25 protein-coding genes are annotated in these 26,642 nt (G+C 66.0%); 7 read left to right on the forward strand and 18 right to left on the reverse strand.

From position 1 onward, the window contains the following. Positions 1–146 precede the first annotated feature (146 nt). Entirely contained in the window at positions 147–1,181 is a 1,035-nt protein-coding gene (locus AC07TU_RS14525) for an alanine racemase (RefSeq protein ID WP_495188635.1), read from the forward strand. Positions 1,182–1,295: 114 nt separating this feature from the next. Further along, the gene (locus AC07TU_RS14530; RefSeq protein ID WP_495188636.1) at positions 1,296–1,706 is read left to right on the forward strand and encodes a hypothetical protein; all 411 of its coding nucleotides are present in this window, start codon (positions 1,296–1,298) and stop codon (positions 1,704–1,706) included. 215 nt (positions 1,707–1,921) lie between these two features. Here AC07TU_RS14530 and AC07TU_RS14535 read toward each other — a convergent pair whose 3' ends face one another. The 3 genes from AC07TU_RS14535 to AC07TU_RS14545 all read right to left on the reverse strand — a co-directional run bounded on the left by AC07TU_RS14535 (position 1,922) and on the right by AC07TU_RS14545 (position 7,642). Then, the gene (locus tag AC07TU_RS14535) at positions 1,922–5,170 is read right to left on the reverse strand and encodes a TonB-dependent receptor domain-containing protein (protein ID WP_495188637.1); all 3,249 of its coding nucleotides are present in this window, start codon (positions 5,168–5,170) and stop codon (positions 1,922–1,924) included. Positions 5,171–5,384: 214 nt separating this feature from the next. Continuing rightward, the gene (locus AC07TU_RS14540) at positions 5,385–6,560 is read right to left on the reverse strand and encodes an acetyl-CoA C-acetyltransferase (RefSeq protein ID WP_495188638.1); all 1,176 of its coding nucleotides are present in this window, start codon (positions 6,558–6,560) and stop codon (positions 5,385–5,387) included. Between the two features lie 29 nt (positions 6,561–6,589). Further along, a complete protein-coding gene (locus AC07TU_RS14545; RefSeq protein ID WP_495188639.1) occupies positions 6,590–7,642 on the reverse strand; it encodes an alpha/beta hydrolase in 1,053 nt (350 codons plus the stop codon). 23 nt (positions 7,643–7,665) lie between these two features. Between AC07TU_RS14545 and phaR the strand changes: the two genes are divergently transcribed. Together phaR and AC07TU_RS14555 are read left to right on the forward strand one after the other, a co-directional pair. After that, complete coding sequence (gene phaR / locus AC07TU_RS14550) at positions 7,666–8,220, forward strand: polyhydroxyalkanoate synthesis repressor PhaR (RefSeq protein WP_495188640.1); 555 nt, start codon at positions 7,666–7,668, stop codon at positions 8,218–8,220. Positions 8,221–8,257: 37 nt separating this feature from the next. After that, positions 8,258–9,553: a metal-dependent hydrolase family protein gene (locus AC07TU_RS14555; RefSeq protein ID WP_495188641.1), complete on the forward strand. Its 1,296-nt coding sequence runs from the start codon at positions 8,258–8,260 to the stop codon at positions 9,551–9,553. Between the two features lie 60 nt (positions 9,554–9,613). On the opposite strand, the gene AC07TU_RS14560 is transcribed toward AC07TU_RS14555, so the two are convergent. Then, positions 9,614–10,441 carry a class I SAM-dependent methyltransferase gene (locus tag AC07TU_RS14560; RefSeq protein WP_495188642.1) on the reverse strand — a complete coding sequence of 276 codons (828 nt, stop codon included), beginning with the start codon at positions 10,439–10,441 and terminating at the stop codon, positions 9,614–9,616. 104 nt (positions 10,442–10,545) lie between these two features. Between AC07TU_RS14560 and AC07TU_RS14565 the strand changes: the two genes are divergently transcribed. Then, entirely contained in the window at positions 10,546–10,689 is a 144-nt protein-coding gene (locus tag AC07TU_RS14565; protein WP_495188643.1) for a hypothetical protein, read from the forward strand. Here the strand turns inward: AC07TU_RS14565 and AC07TU_RS14570 are convergent. The 3 genes from AC07TU_RS14570 to AC07TU_RS14580 form a co-directional block, all read right to left on the reverse strand. Next, positions 10,686–11,870, reverse strand: coding sequence for an aspartyl protease family protein (locus AC07TU_RS14570; RefSeq protein WP_495188644.1), 1,185 nt, complete (start codon positions 11,868–11,870; stop codon positions 10,686–10,688). The genes AC07TU_RS14565 and AC07TU_RS14570 overlap by 4 nt on opposite strands. 91 nt (positions 11,871–11,961) lie before the next feature. Then, positions 11,962–13,503, reverse strand: coding sequence for a TadA family conjugal transfer-associated ATPase (locus tag AC07TU_RS14575; protein WP_495188645.1), 1,542 nt, complete (start codon positions 13,501–13,503; stop codon positions 11,962–11,964). A gap of 749 nt (positions 13,504–14,252) precedes the next feature. Beyond that, positions 14,253–14,963 carry a helix-turn-helix domain-containing protein gene (locus tag AC07TU_RS14580; protein WP_495188646.1) on the reverse strand — a complete coding sequence of 237 codons (711 nt, stop codon included), beginning with the start codon at positions 14,961–14,963 and terminating at the stop codon, positions 14,253–14,255. Between the two features lie 86 nt (positions 14,964–15,049). Between AC07TU_RS14580 and AC07TU_RS14585 the strand changes: the two genes are divergently transcribed. Next, a complete protein-coding gene (locus AC07TU_RS14585; RefSeq protein ID WP_495188647.1) occupies positions 15,050–15,487 on the forward strand; it encodes a DUF6265 family protein in 438 nt (145 codons plus the stop codon). 78 nt (positions 15,488–15,565) lie between these two features. Here the strand turns inward: AC07TU_RS14585 and AC07TU_RS14590 are convergent, their stop codons facing one another. The 8 genes from AC07TU_RS14590 to AC07TU_RS14625 are packed head-to-tail and all read right to left on the reverse strand — an operon-like array spanning position 15,566 to position 22,248. Continuing rightward, positions 15,566–15,823, reverse strand: a complete 258-nt coding sequence (locus AC07TU_RS14590; protein WP_495188648.1) for an ATP synthase F1 subunit epsilon — start codon at positions 15,821–15,823, stop codon at positions 15,566–15,568. A 1-nt stretch (position 15,824) separates the two neighbouring features. Continuing rightward, a complete protein-coding gene (locus tag AC07TU_RS14595) occupies positions 15,825–16,478 on the reverse strand; it encodes a hypothetical protein (RefSeq protein WP_495188649.1) in 654 nt (217 codons plus the stop codon). After that, positions 16,478–18,001, reverse strand: a complete 1,524-nt coding sequence (gene atpD, locus AC07TU_RS14600; protein ID WP_495188650.1) for a F0F1 ATP synthase subunit beta — start codon at positions 17,999–18,001, stop codon at positions 16,478–16,480. The genes AC07TU_RS14595 and atpD overlap by 1 nt, the downstream gene beginning before the upstream one ends. A 31-nt stretch (positions 18,002–18,032) precedes the next feature. Beyond that, the gene (locus tag AC07TU_RS14605) at positions 18,033–18,638 is read right to left on the reverse strand and encodes a hypothetical protein (RefSeq protein WP_495188651.1); all 606 of its coding nucleotides are present in this window, start codon (positions 18,636–18,638) and stop codon (positions 18,033–18,035) included. Between the two features lie 5 nt (positions 18,639–18,643). Next, on the reverse strand, positions 18,644–19,525 hold the full coding sequence (locus tag AC07TU_RS14610) for a F0F1 ATP synthase subunit gamma (RefSeq protein WP_495188652.1): 882 nt from the start codon (positions 19,523–19,525) through the stop codon (positions 18,644–18,646). Beyond that, the gene (locus tag AC07TU_RS14615; protein ID WP_495188653.1) at positions 19,526–20,143 is read right to left on the reverse strand and encodes a LysE family translocator; all 618 of its coding nucleotides are present in this window, start codon (positions 20,141–20,143) and stop codon (positions 19,526–19,528) included. Between the two features lie 10 nt (positions 20,144–20,153). Beyond that, on the reverse strand, positions 20,154–21,683 hold the full coding sequence (atpA, locus tag AC07TU_RS14620; RefSeq protein ID WP_495188654.1) for a F0F1 ATP synthase subunit alpha: 1,530 nt from the start codon (positions 21,681–21,683) through the stop codon (positions 20,154–20,156). A 10-nt stretch (positions 21,684–21,693) separates the two neighbouring features. Continuing rightward, positions 21,694–22,248, reverse strand: coding sequence for a F0F1 ATP synthase subunit delta (locus AC07TU_RS14625; RefSeq protein WP_495188655.1), 555 nt, complete (start codon positions 22,246–22,248; stop codon positions 21,694–21,696). 227 nt (positions 22,249–22,475) lie between these two features. Between AC07TU_RS14625 and AC07TU_RS14630 the strand changes: the two genes are divergently transcribed. Further along, positions 22,476–23,429 (forward strand): tetratricopeptide repeat protein, encoded by a 954-nt coding sequence (locus AC07TU_RS14630; protein WP_495188656.1) that lies wholly within the window; start codon positions 22,476–22,478, stop codon positions 23,427–23,429. Between the two features lie 77 nt (positions 23,430–23,506). On the opposite strand, the gene AC07TU_RS14635 is transcribed toward AC07TU_RS14630, so the two are convergent. From AC07TU_RS14635 to AC07TU_RS14645, 3 genes are all read right to left on the reverse strand, one after another. After that, the gene (locus AC07TU_RS14635; protein WP_495188657.1) at positions 23,507–25,021 is read right to left on the reverse strand and encodes a DEAD/DEAH box helicase; all 1,515 of its coding nucleotides are present in this window, start codon (positions 25,019–25,021) and stop codon (positions 23,507–23,509) included. Positions 25,022–25,228: 207 nt separating this feature from the next. Beyond that, positions 25,229–25,726, reverse strand: coding sequence for a GAF domain-containing protein (locus tag AC07TU_RS14640; protein ID WP_495188658.1), 498 nt, complete (start codon positions 25,724–25,726; stop codon positions 25,229–25,231). 85 nt (positions 25,727–25,811) lie between these two features. Beyond that, positions 25,812–26,519 (reverse strand): hypothetical protein, encoded by a 708-nt coding sequence (locus AC07TU_RS14645; protein WP_495188659.1) that lies wholly within the window; start codon positions 26,517–26,519, stop codon positions 25,812–25,814. Between the last annotated feature and the right edge of the window lie 123 nt (positions 26,520–26,642).

Consider the following 26,642-nt stretch of genomic DNA (forward strand, 5'->3'; position numbering starts at 1 on the left):
GGCTAGCGGTGTTGCGCGAACTGCTGGCCAAGCTGCCCGGATACGGGTGCTGGGCCCGGACCTTAAGGGAACCCTCAATCGAACGCCTGCGGCGCGCTGAACCCGTCGCTTTGCGCGCGAAGTCGAAATCGATTAGCGGCGCTGTCGTGTCTACTGCTCCTCTCCGCCTGCGCCTCGACGGCAACGCCCTGATCTCCAACTGGCGGACCCTGGCCGCGATGAGCGGGGGGGCAGCGTGCGGTGCCGCGGTCAAGGCCAATGGCTATGGCCTCGGTGCGCGCGAGGTCGTGCAGCGGCTCGCCGGAGCGGGGTGCCGCGATTTTTTCGTGGCGACCTGGAACGAGGCGGCCGGGCTGGTCGATCTGGGCGTGCAGGTGTCCGTGCTCCATGGACTGCGCGAGGAGGATGTCGCGGCGGCCCTGAGTGCTGCGACGGTGCGGCCGGTGCTCAACACGGTGCAGCAGGTACGGCGCTGGCGCGATGCCGGGGGCGGGGCGTGCGACGTGATGCTCGATACGGGTATGAACCGGCTCGGCATCGCTCCGGAGGATGTGGGGGCAGGGCTGCTCGACGGGCTGACGGTCGAGACGCTGATGAGCCACCTGGCCAGTGCGGATGAGGATGTTCCGCTCAACCGGCTTCAGCGCGACTGTTTTGCGGCGCTCGCCGGGAAATCGGGCGCGCGGCGGATGAGCCTGGCCAATTCCGCCGGGATCGCGCTGGGGCAGGACTATGCGTTCGATCTGACCCGGCCGGGCGTCGCACTTTACGGCGCCGAGCCGGTGGCGGCGTTCGGCGGGCGCATCCGGCGGGTGGTGACGCCGGAGGTTCAGGTACTGCAGCGGCGGCTGGTGCCCGCGGGGCAGGGCGTCGGCTACAACATGACCTGGACCGCCACCGCCGATACCGAGGTGGCGATTCTCAACCTCGGCTACGCCGACGGCTATCTGCGCTGCTTCTCCGGCAAGGGGAGCGCGATCGCGGACGGCATCCGGGTGCCGGTGATCGGGCGAGTGTCGATGGACCTGACCGCGATCGACGTCAGCGCCGTACCCGATCTGGCCGAAGGGGACTGGGTGGCGATCGATTATGCGCTGCCCGAAGCCGCAATGCTCTCAGGCATGTCGCAATATGAACTGCTGACGGGACTTGGTGCGCGGTACGATCGATTGTGGTATTGATCTGTATCGGTTCATCGCGGCGAAAGCTTCGGTTCAGCGCAGCGAAAGCTGTGAACGCGTAGAGAAGTTAGCGCTAGCAAGTAACCTGATACTGAAATCGAATGGAGATAACCGATGCGTAAGTTGTTTGCAGCCGCTGCGCTGGCGCTTTTCGCGCTGCCGGGTGCCGCAATGGCGGACGACAAGGTCAACGCCAAGGGTGAAGCGGAGCTGGCCAAGATGCTCGAAGGCCGTGTGGCCGGCAAGCCGGTCAAGTGCCTGCCGACTCATGCCATGGACAACAGCACCATCGTTGATGGCACCGCGATCGTCTATCGCAGCGGATCCAAGCTGTATGTGAACCGCCCCCGCTCGGGCGCCGATCAGCTGGATGACGACGATATTCTGCTGACCAAGATCTATGGCAGCCAGCTGTGCAACGTCGACAAGGTCGATCTGATCGATCGCAGTTCGCGGATGTGGAGCGGCTTTGTTCTGCTGGGTGATTTTGTGCCCTATGAGCGGGTGAAGACGGGCGCGCGCTGATTTCGCGCTGATTGTCTTCCAGAGCGACACAGGAAGGGCCGGTGGCTGAGACAGCCGCCGGCCTTTTTGTTTGCGCGTCCCGGGCTTCTCGCCTTTGGCCTCGGGCCGGCCGAACTGGGCTGAAGCTCTCACCACGAGGTGAGCTCAGCGGCTCCAACAAGAAAAAAGGGCGGGGGTTTCCCCCCGCCCTCTGAAGTGAAGCTGGTTTCCGGCGATCAGAAGTTCGCGCGGACACCGGCATAGAAGTTGCGGCCACGGAACTGATAGATCGAGGTGCCTGCGCCGGTAGCAGTCGTACCCCATGGCGGCTTCACGCCGGTCACGTTGTCGATGCCGAAGTACAGGTTGAACTCGCTTCCGGTCTCACGCTTGCTGCCAACCCGATAGTTGAAGCGGATGTCGTGATAGACCGTACGCGGATATTCAAGGATTTCGGCCACGTCCGAGTTGAGCGGGAGACCCGTGCTGCCGGGGACGCCGGCATTCGACGGGAAGCTGTTCTCGTAGGTCGAAACCAGCATCGCGCCGAGGATCTGCGCCTGATAGCCGACCGTGAACTTGCCGAACGTCAGATCCAGATCGAAGCGAGCCTCGTCCTGCGGATCGCCGAGCTCACGCATCAGGATGTTCTCGAAGTCCGGCAGGGCCGGGTTCTCGTAGTTGCTGCTCTGGAACAGATGCGTGTAGATCAGACGGGTGTTGACCTTCACGCCGCTGCCGATTTCACCACGATAGGCCGCTTCCACGTCCAGACCGCGCCGCTTGCGCCGTGCGAAGTTCTGCGGACCCGAAACCAGGCTGTTGTTGATGATCTGGCCCGGCAGTTCGCCCTGGGTACCGGTGGCGCCACCGACGCCCTGACGCTGGAACACGCCGCAAAGCGGGCTCGTGAGGCCAGGCGAGTCATAGCACGAGTTGACGATCGTCTGTGCCGCCAGCGACACGATGACGTCGTTCACCGTGATGTTGTAGTAGTCGGCGCTGATCGAGAACCCGCGCATGAAGCTCGGCTCGTACACCACGCCATAGGTGTAGGAGTCGGACTTTTCAGCCGAGAGGTTCGGGTTGCTGCCCGAGATGATGCCGAGCGTGTAACCGGCAGGTGCCAGGTTGGCGAGCTGAGCCGCCGACAACTGAGCCTGACAGTTCGTGGTACGGATCGCGTTGTTCGCGATTGCGTTCACGTTGCACGGATCGATGAAGGCGTTCGCGAAGTTCGCCACCGGCGGCGTACCGGTTTCCGTCACGTTCGGTGCGCGAACCGCGCGGCCGTAGTTGGCGCGGAACCGCAGACCGGCGAACGGCGACCACTGGGCACCGAGGTTGTAGGTGTAGGTCGTGCCCGCCGAGTTGTTATACTCGGAGACGCGGCCCGCAGCGTTGAGCGTCAACTCGTTCAGCAGGAAGATATCCTTGAACAGCGGAATTTCGATTTCGCCGTAGGCTTCCTTCACGGTGAGCGCTTCGGGATCGAAATCGCCGAGGAACACCGAGTTGCTCAGGCCGGTATCGGCGATCGAATCGCTGTCGTTGAACACCTTCTCACGCCGGTATTCACCACCGACCACGAACCGGACCGGACCACCAGGCAGGCTGAACAGCTGGCTGAGATCGCCCGACACATAGCCGAGGATATCGACCTGCTCGAGCCAGGCGCGGTTGATGATGTTGGCCTTGAAGTAGTTCACCGCAGCGGCGTTGTTGGCCGAACCGAACGGGTTGTACGGGACGCAAGCCGCGATATCGGCGGCAAGCTTCGCCGCCGCAGCCGCATTGCCCGCCAGACCGTTCGCCGATGCCGGATCGAACTGCGAACGGCACTGGATCGGACCGCCCGGGGTCGCACGGCCGGCGTCGAGCGCCAGGTAGAAGCGCTGCTTGTCGACGAAACCGCGCATGTCGGTCGTCTCTTCGAAGCGGCCGTAGTTTGCCGAGACTTCGTAGCTCCAGTCGTCGTTGAACGTGCCACGGAGGCCGCCGACGACGCGATAGGTATTACGCCGGAAGATTTCGTCGCGATCCGGCGAATCCGACAGCGTGCGCGCGAACAGGAAGCGATAGCTGCCGTCCGCGATGGCTGCCGCACGGGCCGCCTGCTGCGCGGGGGTGCCCGCCTGACAGGTCGATGCGGTGACTGCCGTACCGAACGCGTATCCGCAGCCCGATGCCGTGATCGCGTTCGCGATCGTCGTGCGATCGGCCGGGTTCAGGAACGGGTTGTCGAGGCGCATGTTGATACGCGCGTCGTTGAGCGAAGCCGAAGAGCCGTTGAGGAACGTCGGGCCAAGCTGGTTGCCGACCGAGTCGGTGCGGACATACTTGGCTTCGATGAACGCTTCGAGCGCCGGGCTGAACTCAAAGCGCGCCAGCAGGTTGGCGTTGATGCGCTGGTTATACGGCAGGATCGAGAGGCCCGTGCCTTCACGGCCGGTGAACGCGTTTCCGCCGACCAGCGTGCCGAGCGGACCCGCGCCCACGCGCGTGCCGGTCACCGGGGTCAGCGCACCCGCGCCGCTGAAGATATAGGCGCACGAGAAGGACGTGCCGAGGTTGTTCGGCGCACCGTTATTGGCCAGCGTGCCGGCGCCGCAACGCGCACCCGCGCCCTGCGGCTGCGGGATGACGACCATGCCCGTGATGCTGTTGTTGGCCCGGATGTCCTGAAGGAAGATATTGTCCGGGAAGCCGTCGCTGGCCTGCGGCAGGCCGGGGGTGTCGGAATCGACCACGGCGAACCCGTCAACGCGCCGGTACCAGGGAATATCGGACGCGTAGACGCGCCGCTGATGGGCATATTCGACGTGCGCGGTGATGTTGCCGCGGCCGTCGGCAAAGTTCTTGCCCGCCATGATCGACGCATACTGGTTGCCGCCGAAGCCCTCTTCGGAAACGGCGGCCGAGCCGCGCACCTGAATGCCCTCAAAGTCGCGCTTCAGGATGAAGTTGACCACGCCCGCGATCGCGTCCGAACCGTACACGGCCGAGTTGCCGCCCGTGACGACTTCGACGCGCTCGAGCAGGTCGTTCGGAATCGAGCTGACGTCCACCGACGAGGCGTTGTTCAGAATGTCTGCCGCAACGTGACGGCGGCCGTTGACCAGCACGAGCGTGCGGACGGTTCCGAGACCGCGAAGGTCGAGCAGGTTGAGGCCGGTGATGCCGACGCCGGCACCCGGGTTCTGCTGTGCGAACGTGCTGCGCAGCTGCGGCAGGTCGTTCAGCGTGTCGCCGATGTTCGTCTGCCCCTGATTGAAGATATCTTCGGCAGTGATCGAGGTGACCGGGACATTCGCTTCGATGTTCGGACGGCGAATGCGCGAGCCGGTAACGACGACGTCTTCGTCCTTGGTGGACGCGTCTTCAGTTTCCTGAGTCGTCGGCGCAGCTTGTGCCCATGCAACCTGCGGAATGGCAAAACCCGCGCTGACGAGCGCGGTTGCCGTCAAAAGGCGGCTAATCTTCATGCTGATCCCCTATTCCCGGCATGATGCCGGTCGTCTCAAAGGAAACCGCCTCGTTCATCCTGTGGCAAGGGAAGCTTGCGCCACACCAACCAGTTTCCTGGCCAGTGTGGCGCGAATGTCACATTTGTGCAACGCAACATGGGGTGGGTGGAAATGACATTACACCCACCATCCATGCCGCTTTTCATTTATTTCGCAGGCGAAAAATCGCGGTTCAGCCGCGCTCCACGCACATCGCGATTCCCATGCCGCCGCCGATGCACAGAGTCGCGAGTCCCTTCTTCGCGTCGCGGCGCTCCATCTCGTAGAGCAGGGTGGTGAGCACGCGCGCGCCGCTCGCGCCGATCGGGTGGCCGATGGCGATGGCGCCGCCGTTGACGTTGACCTTGGCGGGGTCGAAGCCGAGTTCCTTGCCCACCGACAGCGCCTGTGCGGCGAAGGCTTCGTTGGCTTCGATCAGGTCGAGATCGGCGACGGTCCAGCCGGCCTTCTCCAGCGCCTTCTTCGATGCCGGAACAGGGCCGATGCCCATGATCGAGGGATCGACACCGGCCGTGGCCCAGCTCTTGATCGTGGCGAGGACCGGCGCGCCGCGCTTCTCGGCTTCCTCGCGGCTCATCACCACCAGCGCGGCGGCGCCGTCGTTGAGGCCCGAAGCGTTGCCCGCGGTGACGGTGCCGTCCTTCTTGAAGGCGGGGCGCAGGCCCGCGATGCTGTCGAGCGTGGCGCCGGCACGGATATATTCGTCCTGCTCGACGACGGTGTCGCCCTTGCGGCCCTTGATCGTGACCGGCGCGATTTCGTCCTTGAAGCGGCCTTCGGTGCGAGCGGCTTCGGCGAGGTTCTGCGAGCGGACGGCGAACTCATCCTGCTCGCCACGCGTCACCTGATATTGCTCGGCAAGATTCTCGGCGGTGATGCCCATGTGATAGCCGTTGAACACATCGGTCAGGCCGTCCTTGATCATCGTATCGATCAGGCCGACGTCACCCATCTTGGCGCCAGCACGCAGCGACTGGGCATGCGCGGCGAGCGACATCGATTCCTGTCCGCCCGCGACGACGATGGTGGCGTCGCCGGTCTGCACCGCCTGAGCGGCGAGCGCGACAGCGCGCAGGCCCGACCCGCAGACCTGGTTGAGGCCCCAGGCAGGGACTTCCTTGGGAACGCCCGCGGCCATCGATGCCTGGCGCGCGGGGTTCTGGCCCTGCGCGGCGGTGAGCACCTGACCCAGGATCACCTCGGAGACTTCCTCGCCCTTGACGCCGGCCTGCTCGAGAGCGGCCTCGATGGCGACCCGGCCCAGTTCATGCGCGGGAGTGGCGGCGAAAGCGCCGAGGAAGCTGCCGACGGGGGTGCGCTTGGCGGCGGTGATCACGACTTCGGTCATTGCGTGCGACTCCATGATGGATTTGGGGGCTATCTAAGGCCGGTGAGCCAGTCCGCCAATGGGCGCCACAGCGCATCCCTGGCGGATGATCCGACCATCATCCCGACATGGCCGAGCCGCAGTTCGCGCCGGTCGCGAAATCCGGCAGCGCTGGCGGCAGGAACGATGCGATCGGTGAGCGAGACGAATTCGACCGCAGGGCAGGGCAGCGCCGCGGGATCGGCGATCGCGCCCGCGACCCGCCAGCGCCCACTACCCGGCAGATCGGCGGTGAACAGGTCGTCGAAGATCTGCCGGCCGGCGGCGAAGGTGAGCGGTGCACCGGCGTTGGCCCAGTCCTCCATCGCGACGAAGGATTTGGCGGCCGCGCTCGCTGGATCGAGCCTTCCGAAGCGTTCGTACTTGGCGACGGTGCGGGCGGGGTCGAGCTGCCAGAAGCCCGCCTGAAGCACCTCCATCGGAACAAAGCCGAGCTGGTCGCAGGTCTCGTGAGCGCCCTCCCACAACGACTCGATTCGTGCGATCGATTCCGCGCCGAAGCCGGAGAAACGCCACGGCGCGGCGATCAGCGCCAGTCCGCGCACCGGCACCGCCGCGGCGGCCGCCATCGCCATCGTCCCGCCCAGGCAATAGCCCGTCAGTGCCGCTGGCTCGCCGATGCTGCGAAGCAGCGGGATCAGCATCTCCTCGACATGCTGCGCCACGTCCTGCGTGCGATGCTGCGGTGACGGCGTTCCCCAATCGATGAGCAGCGGACGTATGCCCTGACGCGAGAGCCAGCGCAGCAGCGAGCGGCGATACGGCATGTCGAGGATCAGCGGCGGATTGATCAGCGAGGGAACGAACACCACGGGCGGGCCGTTTCCGCCATAGTCGCGCAGCATCGCACGCCCGGCCTGGGCGATGACGGGCATCGGACGGCGGGGACGGGGGCGGGCGGCTGACTGATAGGCGGCGAGCCCGGCCAGTGCGGCAGCGCGGCGTTCGGGCGATGCTGCGGTTTCGCTGCGCAGCAGTCCCAGAAAGAGAGGTAACGGGCGCGGCCCGTGTTGCGGTGCGGTATCAAAGGGTGTTAGGACCATTTCAAACACCCGTGGGGGTCAAGATGAAGAAGACGGCGAATACCGACGGCCCGGTCATCATCAAGAAGTACGCGAACCGGCGCCTCTACAATACCGAAACATCGTCCTACATCACCCTCGATCATCTCGCTGCGATGACGCGCGAGGGCCGCGACTTCAAGGTCGTTGACGCCAAGACCGAGGAAGACATCACCCACAACGTCCTGACGCAAATCATCATGGAAGAGGAAGCGCGCGGCCAGACGCTGCTGCCGGTGAACTTCCTGCGCCAGCTGATCGCCCTGTATGGCGATTCGATGCAGGCGGTGGTGCCGGGCTATCTCGAAGCGTCGATGGACAGCTTCCGCCGCAACCAGGCGCAGTTCAAGTCGGCGGTCGAGGGCGCGTTCGCCAATTCGCCCTTCGCTGAAATCGCCAAGCGCAACATGGCGATGTTCGAAGCCGCGGCCGAAGCGTTCAAGCCAGGTGCGCCGGGTGCCGCCGCCGCTCCGGCGCCCGAGAAGAGCAAGGACGACGAGATCGCCGCGCTCAAGGCGCAGCTTGCTTCGCTGCAGGACAAGATCGACAAGCTCGGCTGAGGCTCATAGGCTCCCCGGAAACGAAACGGGGAGACTTATGAGGAATTTGGCTGCTTTCACCGCGGCGATGCTGCTCGCGGGTGCGGCGCATGCGCAAAGCGCGCAGGTGGATCGTTACATCCACGCCGGCAAGCTGATCGACCGGCCGGGACAGGCGCCGCGCGGGGCGAGCACGATCGCGGTGAAGGGCGGCAAGATCGTCGGCGTCTATGAAGGGTATGTCACGCCGCTGGGCGAGGCGCCGGTGATCGACCTCAAGGATCGCACGGTCCTTCCCGGACTGATCGACAGCCATGTCCATTTGAGCTCCGACCGTGCCGGCCAGGAGGGGCTGCTCGCCGGGTTCACCGAGAGCAAGCAGATGGGCGCCTATGAAGCGCTGTGGAACGCCCAGAAGACGCTGATGGCGGGCTTCACCACGGTGCGAAACCTGGGCGACGAGGGGGCGACGCTGGCGCTGCGCGACGCGATCGCGCGCGGATGGGTGAGCGGCCCGCGGATCGTCGATGCGGGCATGGGCATCTCCACCACTTCGGGGCATGGCGATCACCGGCTGGGCATCGTCGAGGAACTGCACGAGGCGGTCGGCGTGGCGAATCTGTGCGACGGCGCGGACGAGTGCCGCAAGGCGACGCGCCTGCAGATCGGCCGCGGCGCCGACGTGATCAAGATTGCCACCACCGGCGGTGTGAACAGCCGCATCGGCGCGGGCTTGGGCAAGCAGATGTTCGATGAGGAAGCCAAGGCGATCGTCGAGACCGCGCACCTCTATGGCCGCAAGGTCGCGGCGCACGCGCATGGCGCCGACGGCATCGCGGTGGCGCTGCGCGCCGGGGTCGATTCGATCGAGCATGGCACGCTGATCGACGACGAGAGCATCGCGCTGTTCAAGAAGACGGGGGCCTATTACGTGCCCACGCTATCGACCGTGAACGGCTATCTGGAACGGATCGCCAAGGATCCCAACGCCTATCCGCCGGAAGTCCGTGCGAAGATCGACTGGCGCATCACCATCACGGGCAAGGCGCTGGAGAAGGCGGTGCCGGCCGGGGTGAAGGTCGCGTTCGGCACCGATGCCGGCGTGTCCAAGCACGGCCGCAACGCCGATGAGTTCGAGCTGCTGGTCAAGCACGGCCTGACGCCGATGCAGGCGATCCAGGCGGCGACGGTCAACGCCGCCGACCTGCTCGGCCTCGCCAAGGAAGTCGGCAGCATCGAGCCGGGCAAGAGTGCGGATATCATCGCCGTGAATGGCGATCCGCTGAGCGACGTCAAGCTGCTGAAATCGGTCGGCTTCGTGATGCGCGCGGGTGTGGTGCACAAGAGCCAATAACGGCGCGCAGGGCCGCCTGACCGTCATCCCGGCCGGTGTCGGGATGACGGTCTGTAGTCCTTACTTCGGCTTGACGAACTTGAGCGTCATCCGGTCGCTTTCGCCGATCGCTTCGTACTTGGCGCGATCGACGTCCTTGAGCCGGTAGCTGGGTGGGAGCGTCCACACGCCGTCCTTCCAGTCCGCGCTATCCTTGGGGTTGGCGTTGATCTGCGATTCGCCGGCGAGCCGGAAGCCGGCGTCCGCGGCGAGCTTCTTGATCGTCGACGTCTTGATATAGCCGCTGGTCCGCTCGCGCTCGGCGTCGGCATTCTCGGGCAGGCGGTGGTCGACGATGCCGAGCGTGCCGCCCGGCTTGAGCATCGCGAAGATCTGCTTGAATGCCGCGGCCGAATAATCCTGCTTGTCGTCGCGCTGATAGCCCATCCGCCAGTTATGGACGTTGCGGAAAGTGAGGACGACATCGACGCTGTTGTCGGGCACCTTGACGTCGGCGGCATCGAACACCGGGAAATGTGCGGTTCTGATTTTGCCGTAGAGGTCGGGTTTCTCGGCCATGATCCGCCTGGTTCCGCCCGACAGTTTCTCGAGCGAGGCGGCATAATAGGTGCCGCCGCCATTGAGGACATAGGGTGCCAGGATCTCGGTGTACCAGCCGCCGCCGGGCCAGAGCTCGACGACCGTATCGCTCGGCTTCACCCCGAAGAAGGCGAGCGTTTCGGCCGGGTGGCGGTATTTGTCGCGCACCGTATTGGCCGGAGTGCGGGTAGGCGCGGCGACCGCCGCCTTCAATTCCTTGCTGATGCTTCCCATCTGCGGCGCGCCGATCGCGGCGGCGCTGACGAGTGCGGTGGCGGTTATGGCAGCGAAAGTCAGGGCGTTGCGCATTCGAGGCTCCTCTCTGATATGGGACGCTTGGTGCAGTGGAGCGTGCAGCGATGCAAGGGTCGTTATTGGCGCCGTTATGGATAGTCGCAGGTACGTTCGCCGCTGTGGCGGCGGGGAGCGGTCTTGCCGACTGGCGCCGTGCGAAGCGGCGCGATCTCGACCGGGTCGGCTGGGTGCCGTGGACGCTGATTCAGGTCATGGCAATGCTCGGCGCCGTCATTGCCGCCGCGCTGGCCATCAAGGGCTAGTAGAAGCGCGCGAGGGTCAGGCTGTGCTCGGAGCCGTCGCAGCGCAGCAGCCGCACGACGCGCCCGGGCGCGCCCGTCGACCAGCTCGCGAGCGGGCTGGTCGCATAGGCCGCCGGAATCGGCGATCCGTCGATGGCGCAGATCTCCATGCCCGCCTGCCAGTCCGCAGTGGCGGGGCTGCCGCGCATCACATGCAGGACGCGCAGCCGGTCGCCGCGCTGGCCGACCATCAGTCCGCTGGTCGAGCGTGTGACCGGCCAGTCGCTGCGCGCGGCGGGGGCGAGGACCATGCGGCCGGCACCGGGATCGAGCAGGACGCGGTGCCGGCGCAGCAATCCGCCGCCCAGCCGCCCTGCCGCGCCCTTGCGCGAGGAGAAACCCGAGTCCGGTTCGATCCGCAACTCGACCTCGCTTGCCGGGAGGGTCGCGATCCGCAGCGCGGGGACGATCGTCACCTCGCTCTCCACCTGGCCGCCCAATCCCCAGGCGATTGCGGTGGTGACGCTGCCGCCCGCCCGCTCGATCCCGCGCCATGCGGTACGGGTGAGCGTCACCATGCTGCCATCCCCGGTATCGACGATCACCGGGCGATGCCGGCGTCCGCCCAGATCGAGCTCGCTGAGATAGAGACCGGCGGGGCCGGCCAGGCGCAGGGGCGCAGTGGTTCCGCGAAAGGGCATCCGCCCTGAAGGCAGCAGACGGAAACGCTGGGCGTCATAGTCGATCTCGAGCGCGTGCGCAGCGAGCAGATCGGCACCGATGAACAGGTCGACCGGCGCAGCGCCCGTCACACGCGGATCCGCGTCGATGATCGCGATGCGGCCGCCGGTCCGGACGAGGCCACCGACTTCGACGCGGTCGATCGCCCCCCAGCTCAGTGCCACGCTTCCGCCGATCGCATCGGCCTGGCCCGCGACCAGCGGCTTCATGCCGGCAGCACGGGCGAAGCGTGCCGAGACCGCGGTATCACTGACCCCGGTATCGAGGATCGCATCGACCCAGTGGCCATTGAGCAGGGTGCGGAAGCGGATCTGGTTGCCGGCGGTGAGTTCGAACGGCACCCAGCGCGCCTCGGTATCGGTCGCGAGGTGCGTGACCGGTGGCGCAGCCTGCGCATCCGATGCGGGCGCGAGCATTGCGAGCAGGGCGAGCGCGAAGGTCATGGCTGCACGGACATCCATGCCGGCGAGCGTATCGCCTGCACGCAGGCACGCCAGCCGTTGCAGGCGTGGTTAATGTCCCGTTTGCAAACGCCCGGCTGCGGGCGAGCGGTCAGAGGCACGCCTCGAGAAGCGCCTGATCGAAGCCGAACGAACGCGCCTTTTCGAGCGTATAGGGACGCAGCCCCATCGAACGATATTCGCCGATGATCTTGCCGTCGGCGCTCTCGTCCAGATACTCGAACTTGAACAGCTCCTGGGTGACGATCACCGGGCCTTCCATGCCGATGACTTCGGTGATGTTGGTCACGCGGCGGCTACCGTCGCGCAGGCGCTTCACCTGGACGATCAGGTCGACCGAATCCGCGATCTGGCGGCTGATCGCCTCCTTCGGGATCTTGATGTCGCCCATCATCACCATGTTCTCCATACGGCCGAGGCATTCGCGCGGGCTGTTGGAGTGGAGCGTACACATCGAGCCGTCATGGCCGGTGTTCATCGCGGACAGGAGGTCGAAACACTCCGATCCGCGGATTTCGCCCAGGATGATGCGGTCCGGACGCATACGCAGCGCGTTCTTGACGAGGTCGCGGATCGTGATCTCGCCCTGACCTTCGAGATTGGGAGGGCGGGTTTCGAGGGGGAGCCAGTGCGGCTGCTGCAGACGAAGTTCGGCGGCGTCCTCGATCGTCAGGACGCGCTCGCCCGGGTCGATCATCTTCGACAGGGCGTTGAGCATCGTCGTCTTGCCCGAACCGGTACCGCCCGAGATGACGATGTTGAAACGGCACGCGCCCGCGATCTTGAGCATCGTCGCCATCTTGGTCGACATCGAGCCGAAGCCGGCCATCATGTCGAGCGTGATCGGCTTGTCCGAGAATTTGCGGATCGAGATCGCGGTGCCCTTGAGGCTCAGCGGCGGCACGATCACGTTGACGCGCGAACCATCCTTCAAGCGGGCGTCGGCGAGCGGGGTGGTCTGATCGACGCGGCGGCCGACCGAGTTGCAGATGCGCTGGGCGATCTGGAACAGATGCTCCTCGTCGCGGAACTGGATGTTGGCGAGCTCGAGCTTGCCCTTGCGCTCGACAAAGGTCTGCTCGGGGCCGTTGACCATGATGTCGCTGATCGCGCTGTCGGCCAGCAGCTCTTCGAGCGGGCCAAGGCCAAGCAGTTCGTCGACCAGCACCTTTTCGAGCGCGAACTGCTCGCGGCGGTTGAGCGTCAGCTTGAGCTCGGCAAGCACTTCGCCGATGATCGGGCGGAATTCTTCGGCGAGCTCGTCCTTGTTGAGCGTCGCCGCAGCCTCGGGATCGACTCGCTCGAGCAGGCGCGGGAGCACCTGTTCCTTGATGCGGTGGATCGAGGCTTCGAATCCCTCGACTCGCGAACTGCCCGCTTCGCTGCTGGCCGCCTGACGATCGGCAAGGCGCTGCATCGCGTCGGTGGTGGACTGCGGGACCGTGCTGGCAGGCTCCGATTCGCGCTGGTTCGCGCCGGGGAGCGGCACATCCTGAATCGCGGGGAACTGGTCGCCACCGATCGGTTCCTTGGGGCGCGCCGCCGGCGCACCGCCCTGCATCGGGCGCGCGACGCCGAAAGCCGGCCGGGCGGGTGTTGCCCCAGGTCCGCTGCGACGTCCGAATGCGCTCACGCTCAAATCCCCACTAGCTCAACGCTGAGGGGATAGCGGGCAAGATTTTACAAGTTCCTAACCATCGGCGCTGGCGAGAGACCCGGCGCTCCGGAATCAGGCCCGCAAAAGAGCGGCGGAGGTTTCCCCCCGCCGCTTCCCCATCTCAGTGCGGCCTCGTGTCGCCGCCGCCAGGCGGGGGCGGGGGCGGAGGCAGTGGAGGGGCAGGCCAGCCTTCGGGCGGGCCTCCGTCGCCCTCTCCGGCGCCGGGATCGGTCGGGCCGAAGCAATCCGCCCTGCATGCCGCTCGCGCATCCCCGGTCAGGCTGTCGCAGGTGGCAAGGCAATATTCGTAGGGATTGTCCTCCTGAGCGTTTGCCGCGCTCGCCGGCAGTATCCAGCTTCCAACAAAGGCCAGCGCCACCAATGGCGCAACCGCTTTCGACTCACCTAATTTCTTCATGGCGCAGTCTCTCCTACAGTATCCACAGGGCGGTTCTTCTGTAGTTTCCCCGGGGTGCGGGAAGCCTAACGGGTGTTATTGGAGTTACAATCCGGAGTAGTACCCAAATCGATGATGTAAACTATTGCTATTTGTGTCGATGTACGGACTAATAAAACGGGTCTTTATGTTTACCGCTAACAAGCGCTTTGAGGCGAGTATTTGCGTGGCCTTGGAGCTGGCGGCGTATCTCGGGTGGTTTCACAGGCGGAATCACTGCCGGCTGCCATCTGTTGCTGCCGCCACATGAAGGCCGTTAGCGCCGGTCCTAGACGAAGGGTCCGCGGGCGCGACGACGGGCACGGCCGGGAGGAAGGCCGGCGAGCGACTGGAACTCGCGGGTCATGTGCGCCTGATCGGCGTAGCCGGATGCGGCCGCGGTATCGGCCAGCGCCGCTTCGGAGGACTGGATGCCGCTGACCGCGGTCCGGAAGCGGAGCAGGCGCAGATAGCTGCGCGGGGCCATGCCGGTCTCCCGCGCGCAGATGCGCTGAAGCTGGCGGGTTGAGAGTCCGGTCAACCGCGCCAGTTCCTCGACACTCTCGGCATGGCGGATCGCGGCGATGGGCGGTTGGTGCTGGCCGGCAAAGGCCTTGGCGAGGCGGGGTATCGGGTCGCTTTCGCCGGGGAGCAACGCGGCGAGCGGATCGCGGTCCGGAATCGCGCGCCAGCCATCGGCGAAGTCGCGGCAGGAACTGCCGCCCAGCGCGTGCCAGGCCCAGGGCCATAGCCGGATGCCGGTGAAGCGCGCATCGCCGCTGAACCGCAGCACCGCGGGCTGGAGCGCGAGCCCGGTGACGAACAGCGGCGGCTGCTCGCTCCGCCAGACCGAGCGGCCCGAATGACGGCGGATCAGCTCGATACAGCCGTCGGGCACCGCCTGATGATCGACCCAGCCGTCCGCGCCGACGTCGAGCGTCCAGACGGCTTCGACAAGACCGTCGAGTTCGGGGGGCGGAGGCGTCTCGGCGTAGCGCACCCGGCGAACCTGCCATGTCGCATCGGTTCAAGCCAGCGGGCGCGTGAATGCGCTATGCGATGGGTGAACAGGGAAGGAGACGGCGGATGATGTGGAAGACGCTGGGATTGATGCTGATGCTGCCGGGCGCGGCACCCGCTATGGGCGGGCTGCCCGAATGGCTCGCGGGGCGCTGGTGCACTGCCGAGGGCGGGCCGACCCGGACCTGCGAACAATGGCAGCCGGCTGCGGGCGGGATGATGCTGGGCGTGTCGCAGATGGTGAAGGGCGACAGGACGGTCGCCTTCGAATATCTGCGGATCACGATGGACGGCGATACAGCGGTCTATCAGGCGCAGCCCGGCGGCAAGCCGCCCACGGCGTTTCGCGCTGTGGCGGGCGGGGAGGGGATCACCTTCGTCAACGCCGCGCACGACTATCCGCAGCGCATCCATTACCGGCTCAAGGGCGATGAGCTGACCGCCGAAATCTCGCTCGCCGACGGGAGCAAGGCGATGCGCTGGAGCTACCGGCGAACACCCTGAAAAACACGGACCATGAACGCAAAAGGCCGCGGGTCGCCCCGCGGCCTTTGTCGTTTCGTGCGTCCGGACGCTGCGCGGTTACTCGGCCTTTTCGGCGAGGACCGTCAGGCCGTTCTCGTTCACCTCGGCGAAGCCGCCTTCGATGCGAACGATCTCCGGGCTCTGATTGCCCGCGGTCTTGTAGATTTCCAGATTGCCGTCGCGGATCGTGGACATGAAGGGCGAATGGCCCTCCAGCACGCCGAAGTCCCCCTCGGTGCCGGGAACGACGACCATGTGGACTTCCTCAGAGCGGACGAGGCGTTCCGGGGTGACGAGTTCGAAGTGGAGAGGCATGTCAGAATCCTTGGGGCAACGTCACGTGCGGCGGAACCGCGGCGACGACAATCGCCAGGGCGACCGGACCGGCCGTCTTTGGCGTGAGCAGATTGGCGAGGTACGGCTTGCCGTCGCGGCGCAGCAACAGGCTGAGCTTGTCGGCGGCGGCAGTTTGTTGTGAACCGGGCAAAGCCTTCCAGCCGTGTTTAGGTGTGGACATGCGCGCTGAAACGCGAGCCGCAAGACCGGTGGCCGGGATGGCACGATACACGATCAGGCGGCAGGTCTCCCCCGCGGCCCCACCCAGCGCGACGACAAAGCTACCGTCCGTGGCCGTTCCGTGTGCCAACGTGGCCCGGGCTATCAGGGTCAATCCGTCCCGGCCGAGCGCGTCCATCGCAGCCTTGGGCAGCCCCTCCTCAAGCCGGTAGCCGTGCCACCAGGCCTCCGTTCCGGGAGCGGGCAGCTTGACCTTGCCCGACAATATATCCGGGCACAGCCGCGAGGCGGTGTCCGCCACATCGTCCTCGAGAAGCGAGATTTCGGCCACCGGAAGCGGTCGTGGCGCCGTGGGCGCCTTGGCGGGAGGCGCGGTTTGCGCCGCCACGGCGATCGGCGCGCCGGCCAGCAGCGCGGTACATACCGCGACAGTCCGGGCGGCGCGCAGACGCATCAGGCTTCGGCGGCCAGCTTCTTGGCCTTGGCGATCACGCCGTCGATGCCACCAACCATGTAGAAGGCGGCTTCGGGGAGGTGGTCATACTCGCCCTCGACGACTGCCTTGAACGACTTGATCGTGTCCTCGATCTGCACGAACTCGCCCGAGATGCCGGTGAAGACTTCGGCGACGTGGAACGGCTGCGACAGGAAGCGCTGGATTTTCCGCGCGCGAGCAACGGTCAGCTTATCCTCTTCCGACAGCTCGTCCATGCCGAGGATGGCGATGATGTCCTGAAGCGACTTGTACTTCTGGAGGATCGACTGGACGGCGCGGGCCGTGTCGTAGTGATCCTGACCGACGACGCGCGGCTCCAGCACGCGGCTGGTCGAGTCGAGCGGATCCACTGCCGGGTAGATGCCCAGCTCCGAGATCGCGCGGTTGAGCACGGTCGTCGCGTCCAAATGGGCGAACGAGGTCGCCGGCGCCGGGTCGGTAAGATCGTCCGCGGGGACGTACACGGCCTGCACCGAGGTGATCGAGCCCTTGTTGGTCGAGGTGATGCGCTCCTGCAGCGCGCCCATGTCGGTTGACAGGGTCGGCTGGTAGCCCACGGCCGACGGAATACGGCCGAGCAGTGCCGACACTTCCGCGCCCGCCTGGGTGAAGCGGAAGATGTTGTCGACGAAGAACAGCACGTCCTGGCCTTCGACGTCGCGGAAATACTCGGCGATCGTGAGGCCCGAGAGCGCGACGCGTGCGCGGGCGCCCGGCGGCTCGTTCATCTGGCCATAGACCAGCGCCACCTTCGAACCTTCGCTGATCGCGTTGCCGTCGGCGTCCTTGGCGATAACGCCGGCGTCGAGGAACTCGTGATAGAGATCGTTGCCCTCACGGGTGCGCTCACCCACGCCCGCGAACACCGAGGTGCCGCCATGGCCCTTTGCGATGTTGTTGATCAGCTCCTGGATGAGCACGGTCTTGCCCACGCCGGCGCCGCCGAACAGGCCGATCTTGCCGCCCTTGGCGTAGGGCGCCAGCAGATCGATGACCTTGATGCCGGTAACGAGGATCGCGCTTTCGGTCGACTGGTCGACGAACAGCGGGGCTTCGGCGTGGATCGGCGCGCGCAGGTCGGTGGCGACCGGGCCACGCTCGTCGATCGGCTCGCCGACGACGTTGAGGATACGGCCGAGCGTTGCGGGGCCGACCGGAACCTGGATCTGCGCGCCGGTGGCGACGACTGCCTGGCCGCGGGTCAGACCCTCGGTCGAGTCCATCGCGATGGTGCGGACGGTGTTCTCGCCGAGATGCTGGGCGACCTCGAGCACGAGGCGGTTGCCGTTATTGTCGGTCTCGAGCGCCGAGAGGATCGCCGGCAGTTCGCCGTCGAAGGCGACGTCGACGACCGCGCCGATCACCTGCGCGATGCGGCCAGCGCCGGCTGCGGCGACAGTTGCCGACGCGGGTGCGTCTGCCTTGGGCTTGGCCGCGCGGGGCTTCCGGGCGGGCTTTTCTGCGGGGGCTGCGGTTGCCATGTCTATTGTCCTTGCTTGGCGAATGCTTCGATCAGGGTTGCTTGGTCTGCTCCGCCGCTTCGGCCGGGGCCGGAACGGTCGGGCGTGTGAAAGTCACGGTGATGCGGCGGAGAGCGCCGGTGTTCTTGGCGCCCTTGTCCACCGCGATGGCCGCCGGGGCATTCCCGATCGGGCCGTTGGCGTCCTGCTCCTTGGCGATGGCGTCGAGCGCGCCGCCGTCCTTGACGCCGTACTGGAACAGGAAGGCGCGGACATTGTCGGTCAGCCGCTTCTTCGCCGTATCGGCGTTGGCATCGTCGGTCACGCTGAGCGCGAAGACGATGGTGTCGATCGCGGCGCCATCCTTGCCCGAAAGCTCGACGGTACCGCGGTTGGGGTTCTTGGCATCCGACTGCGACAGGAAGACCGGCTCGCCGTTAGCGGCGAAGCCATTGGGGCCATTCTCATACGCGCCGAGGCGGTAGCCGAACTGGTTGAGCTTGATGACCGTCGCCGCCGGATCGGCGAAGGCGTCCGCCAGCGAACCCGGCTTCTCCACCGCCGCATTCTCCGGCGCAGCGACGTTCGATCCGCCGGGCTGCCCATTGCAGCCCGCGAGTGCGGTCGCGGCGAGGAGGAGGAGGGCGGCGGTACGCATCGGCCTTAGAGCGCCTCGGCGCCAGAGATGATCTCGACCAGTTCGGTCGTGATCGCGGCCTGACGCGCGCGGTTATACTGGATCGACAGACGCTTGATGAGGTCGCCCGCGTTGCGCGTGGCGTTGTCCATCGCGGTCATCTTCGACCCCTGCTCCGACGCGGCATTCTCACGCATCGCGCGGTAGAGCTGGATCGCGACGTTGCGGCCGAGCAGGTCGGCGAGGATTTCCTCTTCGCCCGGCTCATATTCGGTGACGGCCGAAGCGGCGGCGTCACCCTCCGGCGCCGCGGGGATCGCGACCGGGATGATCTGCTGCTCGGTCGGCTCCTGGGTCAGGACCGACTTGAAGTTCGAATAGAACAGGTGCGCGACGTCGAATTCGCCGGCTTCGAAGCGGGCGATCAGGTCGTCGGCATAGCCACGCGCATCGGCGAAGACGAGCTTGCCGAGGTCACCCGGCTCGATCGCGTGATGCATGTCCTTGGGGAAGAGCCGGTTCAGCACCGCACGGCCCTTTTTGCCGATGGTGTAGAACTTGACCGTCTTGCCCTCGGCCACCAGCTCCTGCGCGCGGCGGCGCGCCAAGCGAGCGATGTTGGTGTTGAACGCGCCGGCCAGGCCCTTGTCCGAGGTCGCGACGACGAACAGGTGGACCTGATCCTTGCCGGTGCCGGCGAGCAGCTTGGGCGAAGCCTCGCTGATGCTGACCTTGCTGGCGAGCGAGGCGACGACGGCTTCGAGACGCTGGGCGTAGGGACGCCCGGCCTCGGCCGCTTCCTGCGCACGGCGCAGCTTGGCGGCGGCGACCATCTTCATCGCCTTGGTGATCTTCTGCGTCGACTTCACCGAGCCGATGCGGACCTTGAGGGCCTTCAAACTTGCCATTTACGAATTCCGAGCAAGGGCCAGACGGCCCGCGAGACCAATGAATGCCGCACCGAGCAGACCTTCGACCCAGCGCATCGCGCTGCTCTGCTTCGCGGCGCGGCCCGCACGGGCGGCGACGAAAGCAAGAGCGGTGAGCCAGAAGCTGCCCAGCACATAAGGCACGGCGATCAGCAGCGCGCCCTTGAGCGGGGCGCCGGGGCCTTCGCCCACGAACTGCGGCAGGATCGCCAGGAAGAACAGCGCGACCTTGGGGTTGAGCGCCGTCGAGAGCAGGCCCTGCCAGAAGGGCTTGCCCAAGGCCGGCGCCTCAGCCGAGACCGGAGCCGGACGCACCGCACCGTGCAGCAGCTTGAAGCCGAGCCAGGCAAGGTAGATCGCACCGGTGGTCTTCACGACGATGAACAGGGTCGGGAAAGCGGTAAGGATGCTGAGGAAGCCGAAGCCGCACAGCGCCATGTACCACAGCCCGCCCAGGCCGACGCCCGCGACCGCCGCGAGACCGGCCCGCACCCCTCCACGCGCCGCGTGACCCGCGACGAGCATAGTGTCCGGCCCCGGCGTCAGCACGAGGCCGATGCTGAGAAGCGTCCACGCAAGGAGGGAGTGGTCGGTCACCGGCGTGCGATCAGGCGAACGTCGTGCCGAACGCTGCCAGCGCGTCCTTGAGCTTGGCCTTGGTGGCGTCGCTCAGGTCCTTGCTGTCGCGGATATCCTTGAGGATGTCGGCATGCTTCGAACGCATCTCGGCCAGCATCGCGGCCTCGTAGCGGACGACGTCCTGAACCGGAACGCTGTCGATATAGCCGTTGGTGCCGGCGAAGATCGACACGGTCTGCTCCTCGAACGGCAGCGGCGAGAACTGCGGCTGCTTGAGCAGTTCGGTCAGGCGCGCACCGCGGTTGAGCAGCTTCTGGGTCGAGGCGTCGAGGTCCGAGCCGAACTGCGCGAACGCAGCCATTTCGCGATACTGGGCGAGCTCGAGCTTGATCGAGCCCGACACCTTCTTCATCGCCTTGGTCTGCGCCGACGAGCCGACGCGCGACACCGACAGACCCACGTTGATCGCCGGGCGAATGCCCGCGAAGAACAGGTCGGTCTCGAGGAAAATCTGGCCGTCGGTGATCGAGATCACGTTGGTCGGAATATAGGCCGACACGTCGCCCGCCTGGGTCTCGATGATCGGCAGCGCGGTGAGCGAGCCATTGCCATTGGCATCATTGAGCTTCGCGGCGCGCTCCAGCAGGCGGCTGTGAAGATAGAAGACGTCGCCCGGATAGGCTTCGCGGCCCGGCGGACGGCGCAGCAGCAGCGACATCTGACGATAGGCGACGGCCTGCTTCGACAGATCGTCATAGACGATCACGGCGTGCATGCCGTTGTCGCGGAAATACTCGCCCATCGCGCAGCCGGTATAGGGCGCGAGGAACTGAAGCGGGGCGGGGTCCGACGCGGTCGCGGCGACCACGATCGAATATTCCATCGCGCCATTCTCTTCGAGCGTGCGCACGAGCTGGGCGACGGTCGAGCGCTTCTGGCCGACGGCGACATAGACGCAATAGAGCTTCTTGCCCTCGTCATCGCCCGCGTTGACGGTCTTCTGGTTGATGAAGGTGTCGATCGCGACGGCCGACTTGCCGGTCTGACGGTCGCCGATGATCAGCTCGCGCTGGCCGCGGCCGACGGGAACGAGTGCGTCGATCGCCTTGAGACCGGTCTGAACCGGCTCGTGCACCGACTTGCGCGGGATGATGCCCGGGGCCTTCACCTCGACGCGCGAACGCTGGGTCGAGTCGATCGGGCCCTTGCCGTCGATCGGGTTGCCGAGGCCGTCCACGACGCGGCCGAGCAGGCCCTTGCCGACCGGAACGTCAACGATGGTGCCGGTGCGCTTGACGGTGTCGCCTTCCTTGATCTCGGCGTCCGAGCCGAAGATCACGATGCCGACGTTATCGGCTTCGAGGTTGAGCGCCATGCCCTGCACGCCGTTGGCGAACTCGACCATTTCGCCCGCCTGGACGTTGTCGAGGCCGTGGACGCGCGCGATGCCGTCACCGACGCTCAGCACCTGGCCGGTCTCGCTGACCTCTGCCTCGGTGCCGAAATTGGCGATCTGGTCCTTGATGACCTTCGAGATTTCTGCGGCGCGGATATCCATTGTCTTAGCCTTAGCCTTTCATCGCGTGCGCGAGGGAATTGAGACGGGTCTTGATCGAGCTGTCGATCATCTGGGAGCCGATCTTCACGACCAGACCGCCCAGCAGCGAGGGGTCGACCGACAGGTCGACATTGACGTCGCGGCCGACGCGCTCGCGCAGCTGCGCCTTGAGCGCGGTGACCTGCGCGGGGGAAAGGGGATGCGCCGACACGACTTCGGCGCTCGTCTCGCCACGATGGCGCGCGGCGAGGGTGCGGAAGTCGCGGACGATGTTCGCCAGCGCGGCGAGGCGGCGGTTCTGCGCCAGCACGCCGAGGAAATCGGCGGTGAGCGAATCGAGCTTCATCACCTTTGCCGCCGCAGCGACCGCATTGGTCGCATCGTTGCGGCCGACGAGCGGGCTGCTGGTGAGCGCCGCGAAGTCGGGCGAATCGGCGAGCGCCTGCTTCACCGCGGCAAGGCTCGATTCGACCTTGTCGATCGCGCCCTTCTCACGCGCCAGTTCGAACAGGGCGGTGGCATAGCGACCGCTTAGACTTGCTTGAATACCGCCGGAATTCTCCACGGACGCGTGCTTCCTCTAGGAATCTCGAAAATGGCCCCATGCGAAAAAGGGGCGCGCCGAATGAACCGGCAGCCCCTGCTTGGGTTGGCGGGCGCGTAGCAAAGGGGGGCGGCGGTTTCAACCCGCGTGACGCGCGGCTGTAACATCGCCGGCCTTGCGACAGGGGGACTTCGATGCGAAACCGTAACGGAATATTGTTTCATTAAGCATTTTCGCGGGGTGGAATCATGCGAACGCAGCAGTTCGGGCGGAGCGCGGTGCTTTGCTTTGTCGCGGCGGTGACCGCTGCGGAGCCGGCATTTGCCGAGAGCGTTCAGATGACGGGCAAGTTCGCCCCGCCCCATCGGGACGCGGCCATGCTCGATTCGCTGGGGATCGACCGGTTCAACGGACGCGATGGACGCCAGCTGGAAATGGCGATCGAGCGCGCGCTTTCCCAGCCCGATGTCGACGGGCAGCCGCATTTCGACCTGATCGCGGCATTTGGCGGCGGGCAGGGGCCGGAGGGCGTGCTGAGCGGTGCGGTGACGAGCGGCGTGCAGGACAGCTATTATAAAGAGAAGCAGAAGCGCTGCGTCGAGCGCGAAGGGGGCAGGGACAGCGGCAAGTGCCTGCGCGAGGCGGAGGTCGAGGTCAGCTGCACGCGCCGGGTGGTGAATGTGAGCGCCGACCTGCGGCTGGTGCGCAGCGCCGACGGACGCGTCGTCTATACGGCGGGCAAGCCCAAGCGCGACGAGATCAGCTGGTGCCGCGGCGACGAACCTTCACGCACGGTGGAGGAAACGGTGCGCGGGATGATCGAGGGTATTGCGGGCGAGGTGCGCCGCGACATCGCGCCGGTGGTCGAGACCTACAGCATCCGCTTCCGCGAGAGCACCAAGGGCCTGGCCAAGGAATTCAACCGGCCGTTCAAGGATATCGTCCGCCAGACCCAGCGCGACCTGCGCGGGGCGTGTGCTGCGTGGGGGGCGATGGACGCGCAGGCGCCGAATCACCCCTCGATCACCTTCGACCTGGGCCTGTGTGCCGAGGCGGCGGGCGATTACCGGCGCGCGCTGGACCTGTATCGCCGCGCGGCGCCGCTGATCAGTGGCGGCGGCAATGAGGCGGTGACCGGCTATGAGCGGATCGATCGTCTGATCGCTGCGCAGGAGGACGACGCGGCGCGCCGGCGCCGGTGAGTCGGAAGGGAGGCGTGTCGGCCTCTGCCCAATAGCAAACGGGCGACCCTGAGGCCGCCCGCCGCTGTCACGATTGCTTAGCGTCCGCCGCCGCTGCGCTGGCCGCCGGCGGGGCGGGGCGCCCACTTCTTCTTCTTGGGACCATAGAAGCGGGGCTGGTCGCCCTGCGGACGCTGGCCGTTGCCGTTGCGGCCACCGTCTTCACGCCCGCCGAAGCTGGCGCCGAGCGTCTGGCGCTGGCCCTCGGGGCGTGCGTGACGCTCGCCCTGCGGACGATCGCCGCGCGGTTCGCCCTGACGGCGGTCGCCAGCAGGGTTGGCGCGCGGGCCGCGCTGGCTCTGCGAATTGTGGCGGTGATGCGCGTTGCGATCCGCCATTGTCCGCCCGTTGCGGCCATTCATCTCGTCGCGGCTCATCGGGATCGGGCCGCGCGCCGACTTGATCTTCGCGGATTCGTTGACGAAGTCCTCGGGCAGCGGAACGACGGTGAGCTTCTGACGGGTCAGCCGCTCGATATCGCGCAGATAGGTCCGCTCGTCATCGGCGCAGAAGCTGATGGCGACGCCGTCATTGCCCGCACGCGCGGTGCGGCCGATGCGGTGGACATATTGCTCCGGCACGTTGGGCAGTTCGAAGTTGAAGACGTGGCTGACGCCCGACACGTCGATGCCGCGCGCGGCGATGTCGGTCGCGACGAGCAGCTTGACCTTGCCCGAGCGGAACTCGCCGAGCGCACGCTCGCGCTGCGGCTGGCTCTTGTTGCCGTGGATCGCGTTGGCGGCGATGCCGCTGGCGGCGAGCAGCTTCACGACGCGGTCGGCGCCGTGCTTGGTGCGCGTGAAGATCAGCGCGCGATCGATGCTCTCGTCGCGCAGCTTGATCGTCAGCAGCGACTGCTTCTCGCTCTGGCTGACATGGGTGACGAACTGCTCGACGCGCTCCGCGGTGGTCGCCACCGGCGTCACCTTCACCTCGATCGGCTCATGGATGAACTGGTTGGCGAGGTCGCGGATCGACTTGGGCATGGTCGCCGAGAAGAACAGGGTCTGGCGCTTGCTCGGCAACTCGCGGACGATGCGCTTCAGGGCATGGATGAAGCCAAGGTCCATCATCTGGTCGGCTTCGTCGAGCACGAGGATCTCGATGCCGAGCAGGATCGCGTAGCACTGGTCGATCAGGTCGACGAGACGGCCCGGGGTCGCGACGACGATGTCGACGCCGCGCGCGAGATCGGTCTTGTTCTTGTGGATCGAGGTGCCGCCGAACACGGTGGCGACGCTGAGCTTGGTGCCCTTGCTGTACTGGCGCGCGCTCTCGGCGATCTGGCTGGCCAGTTCGCGCGTCGGCGCAAGGACGAGCATGCGGCAGCCACGCGGCTGCGCCCGCTTGTTCGAGGCGACGAGGCGCTCGATCGAGGGCAGCATGAACGCGGCGGTCTTGCCGGTGCCGGTCTGGGCGATGCCCAGCAGGTCGCGGCCCTGCAGGAGCGCCGGGATCGACTGCGCCTGGATCGGGGTCGCGGTGGTGTAGCCCTTCGCAGCAAGCGCGGCGAGGGTGGTCTCGGACAGGCCGAGGGTATTGAATTCGGTCAAAGGAATCTCTTTGCAATGAAGGCCGACGCGCACGCCGAAAGCGCGCGCGGAGGCGGGGTCAAAAATGACGACCCGCGTGACTAGGGAAGCCTGTAATCAACCGAGGCGGAGCCGGGGCGGCCGGGTTCCCGGCACGTCCGATCACGCTGCATGACGCCTCGCTGCGGCGCGATATGGCAACAATGCTGCCAAAAGTCAATGTGAGCGCTAGCCGGCCTGGCGGGCGGGCGGGGCGCTGGGATCGAAGATGCGGACCGCGGCATCGGCGAGGCGGGTCATCAGCTCTGCCGTTTCGGGCGGGACGGCGCCGGGGTGCCGCCAATAGGCGCCGAGCGCGGCGGCGCGGCCGATCGGGAACATCGCCATGCTGGCAACGAAGGTCGCGAGATAGGCGTTGAGCGGGACGCGCGGATCGTTGCGGATATCCGGGATCAGGATCGGCTCGCCCGCCATGATCGCAAGGCCCGAGATGCAGCGTTCGACCGGAAAGCGCTGGCCGGTCCATAGCGGGCTGATCGCATCCTCGGCGGCGTAGAACACCTCGTCGCCCTCACGCAGCACCACGGTGATGCCGTCGGCATCGGCGACGGCGCGGGTGTGATCGCGCAGGATCGGAATGGCATCGTCCCAGCCGGACGCTGAATCGAGCAGGCCGATCGCCCGCGCCAGCCGCTCGTGACGGCCCTGGATGTCGTGCTGCGGCATCCGCTCCCCCTCTGGGAAAAGATGGTTAACACGTGGGGAGGGTGAGGAAAAGGGTGGGGTGGGTTGGGGTTGGCCTTCGGTGGGCTTATGAAAGGGCGCTGCCATCGTTCGCAGGCTGAACGCGCCGCGCGGTGATCACCCAAAGGGAGAGGGACGCGATCAAGGCGGCGGCCACGATCAGCAAGCCACTGCTACCGACCAGGCGATAAAGAGGGGCGAGGGCTATCTGAATAGGGAGCAGGGCGAATTGTAGAAAGCCGCCGATGAAGGGCAACAGGCCCAGCCCGAATAGCCATTGGTTCATCGTGAGCAGCAAAGCCAATCCGCCAGAAATCATCGTCATTGTATGCGGTTGGCCGCGCCACGCTTCAATGTCATCAGGCAAGCAGCTTAGCGCCACCAATGTCGCCAATAGCATGGTGAGAGCTGCTAGCGGTTGGGCGATCCAGATCATGCCCAGGGCGAAATTGGCTCCCCAGAAGTTTCCAAAGGAAAATATGGCCGGCAATGCCGAAAGATACATCAATACGACAAATATAGTGGTCCAGGGGCGCGACCCAACCAGTCTGGCGCGCTTCCAGGTGAGGACGGACAGGTACACCCCGACGCCAATTACGACGGGGAGGCGAAGGTAAATGCCAAAAACTGCGGCAACTGCGCCGCAGGCACCTCCGATGCGCTGGCATCCTGTCGCTCGGGCAAGCGCGGGAAGGACAAATGGAAATGCTGCAATAAACAATATGAGCAGCAAAACTGTTATGACCCAGCGCCTGGTGAAAGTGCGTGCCAGCATAATTGCCCCGATTCCCTGTCGCGAGGCCTCGACATATTGAGGGCCGGGTTAATAATTCACGCGCCTGCCCAGTAACAGCTGCGCCGCTGTATTCTGGTGCGCCCGCGGGGGTGGCGGGCGGTT

It is taken from the genome of Sphingomonas sp. GW821-FHT03E12 (assembly GCF_059420685.1).

What these genes read in the sequence shown, in the direction of transcription:
- atpA (WP_495188654.1), bottom strand. Translation starts at nt 21,683, where the DNA reads ATGGATATCCGCGCCGCAGAAATCTCGAAGGTCATCAAGGACCAGATC.
- AC07TU_RS14545 (WP_495188639.1), bottom strand. Translation starts at nt 7,642, where the DNA reads ATGGTCCTAACACCCTTTGATACCGCACCGCAACACGGGCCGCGCCCG.
- AC07TU_RS14540 (WP_495188638.1), bottom strand. Translation starts at nt 6,560, where the DNA reads ATGACCGAAGTCGTGATCACCGCCGCCAAGCGCACCCCCGTCGGCAGC.
- AC07TU_RS14535 (WP_495188637.1), bottom strand. Translation starts at nt 5,170, where the DNA reads ATGAAGATTAGCCGCCTTTTGACGGCAACCGCGCTCGTCAGCGCGGGT.
- AC07TU_RS14610 (WP_495188652.1), bottom strand. Translation starts at nt 19,525, where the DNA reads ATGGCAAGTTTGAAGGCCCTCAAGGTCCGCATCGGCTCGGTGAAGTCG.
- AC07TU_RS14595 (WP_495188649.1), bottom strand. Translation starts at nt 16,478, where the DNA reads ATGCGTCTGCGCGCCGCCCGGACTGTCGCGGTATGTACCGCGCTGCTG.
- AC07TU_RS14645 (WP_495188659.1), bottom strand. Translation starts at nt 26,519, where the DNA reads ATGCTGGCACGCACTTTCACCAGGCGCTGGGTCATAACAGTTTTGCTG.
- AC07TU_RS14570 (WP_495188644.1), bottom strand. Translation starts at nt 11,870, where the DNA reads ATGGATGTCCGTGCAGCCATGACCTTCGCGCTCGCCCTGCTCGCAATG.
- AC07TU_RS14530 (WP_495188636.1), top strand. Translation starts at nt 1,296, where the DNA reads ATGCGTAAGTTGTTTGCAGCCGCTGCGCTGGCGCTTTTCGCGCTGCCG.
- AC07TU_RS14590 (WP_495188648.1), bottom strand. Translation starts at nt 15,823, where the DNA reads ATGCCTCTCCACTTCGAACTCGTCACCCCGGAACGCCTCGTCCGCTCT.
- AC07TU_RS14560 (WP_495188642.1), bottom strand. Translation starts at nt 10,441, where the DNA reads ATGCGCAACGCCCTGACTTTCGCTGCCATAACCGCCACCGCACTCGTC.
- atpD (WP_495188650.1), bottom strand. Translation starts at nt 18,001, where the DNA reads ATGGCAACCGCAGCCCCCGCAGAAAAGCCCGCCCGGAAGCCCCGCGCG.
- AC07TU_RS14555 (WP_495188641.1), top strand. Translation starts at nt 8,258, where the DNA reads ATGAGGAATTTGGCTGCTTTCACCGCGGCGATGCTGCTCGCGGGTGCG.
- AC07TU_RS14640 (WP_495188658.1), bottom strand. Translation starts at nt 25,726, where the DNA reads ATGCCGCAGCACGACATCCAGGGCCGTCACGAGCGGCTGGCGCGGGCG.
- AC07TU_RS14605 (WP_495188651.1), bottom strand. Translation starts at nt 18,638, where the DNA reads ATGCGTACCGCCGCCCTCCTCCTCCTCGCCGCGACCGCACTCGCGGGC.
- AC07TU_RS14630 (WP_495188656.1), top strand. Translation starts at nt 22,476, where the DNA reads ATGCGAACGCAGCAGTTCGGGCGGAGCGCGGTGCTTTGCTTTGTCGCG.
- AC07TU_RS14585 (WP_495188647.1), top strand. Translation starts at nt 15,050, where the DNA reads ATGATGTGGAAGACGCTGGGATTGATGCTGATGCTGCCGGGCGCGGCA.
- phaR (WP_495188640.1), top strand. Translation starts at nt 7,666, where the DNA reads ATGAAGAAGACGGCGAATACCGACGGCCCGGTCATCATCAAGAAGTAC.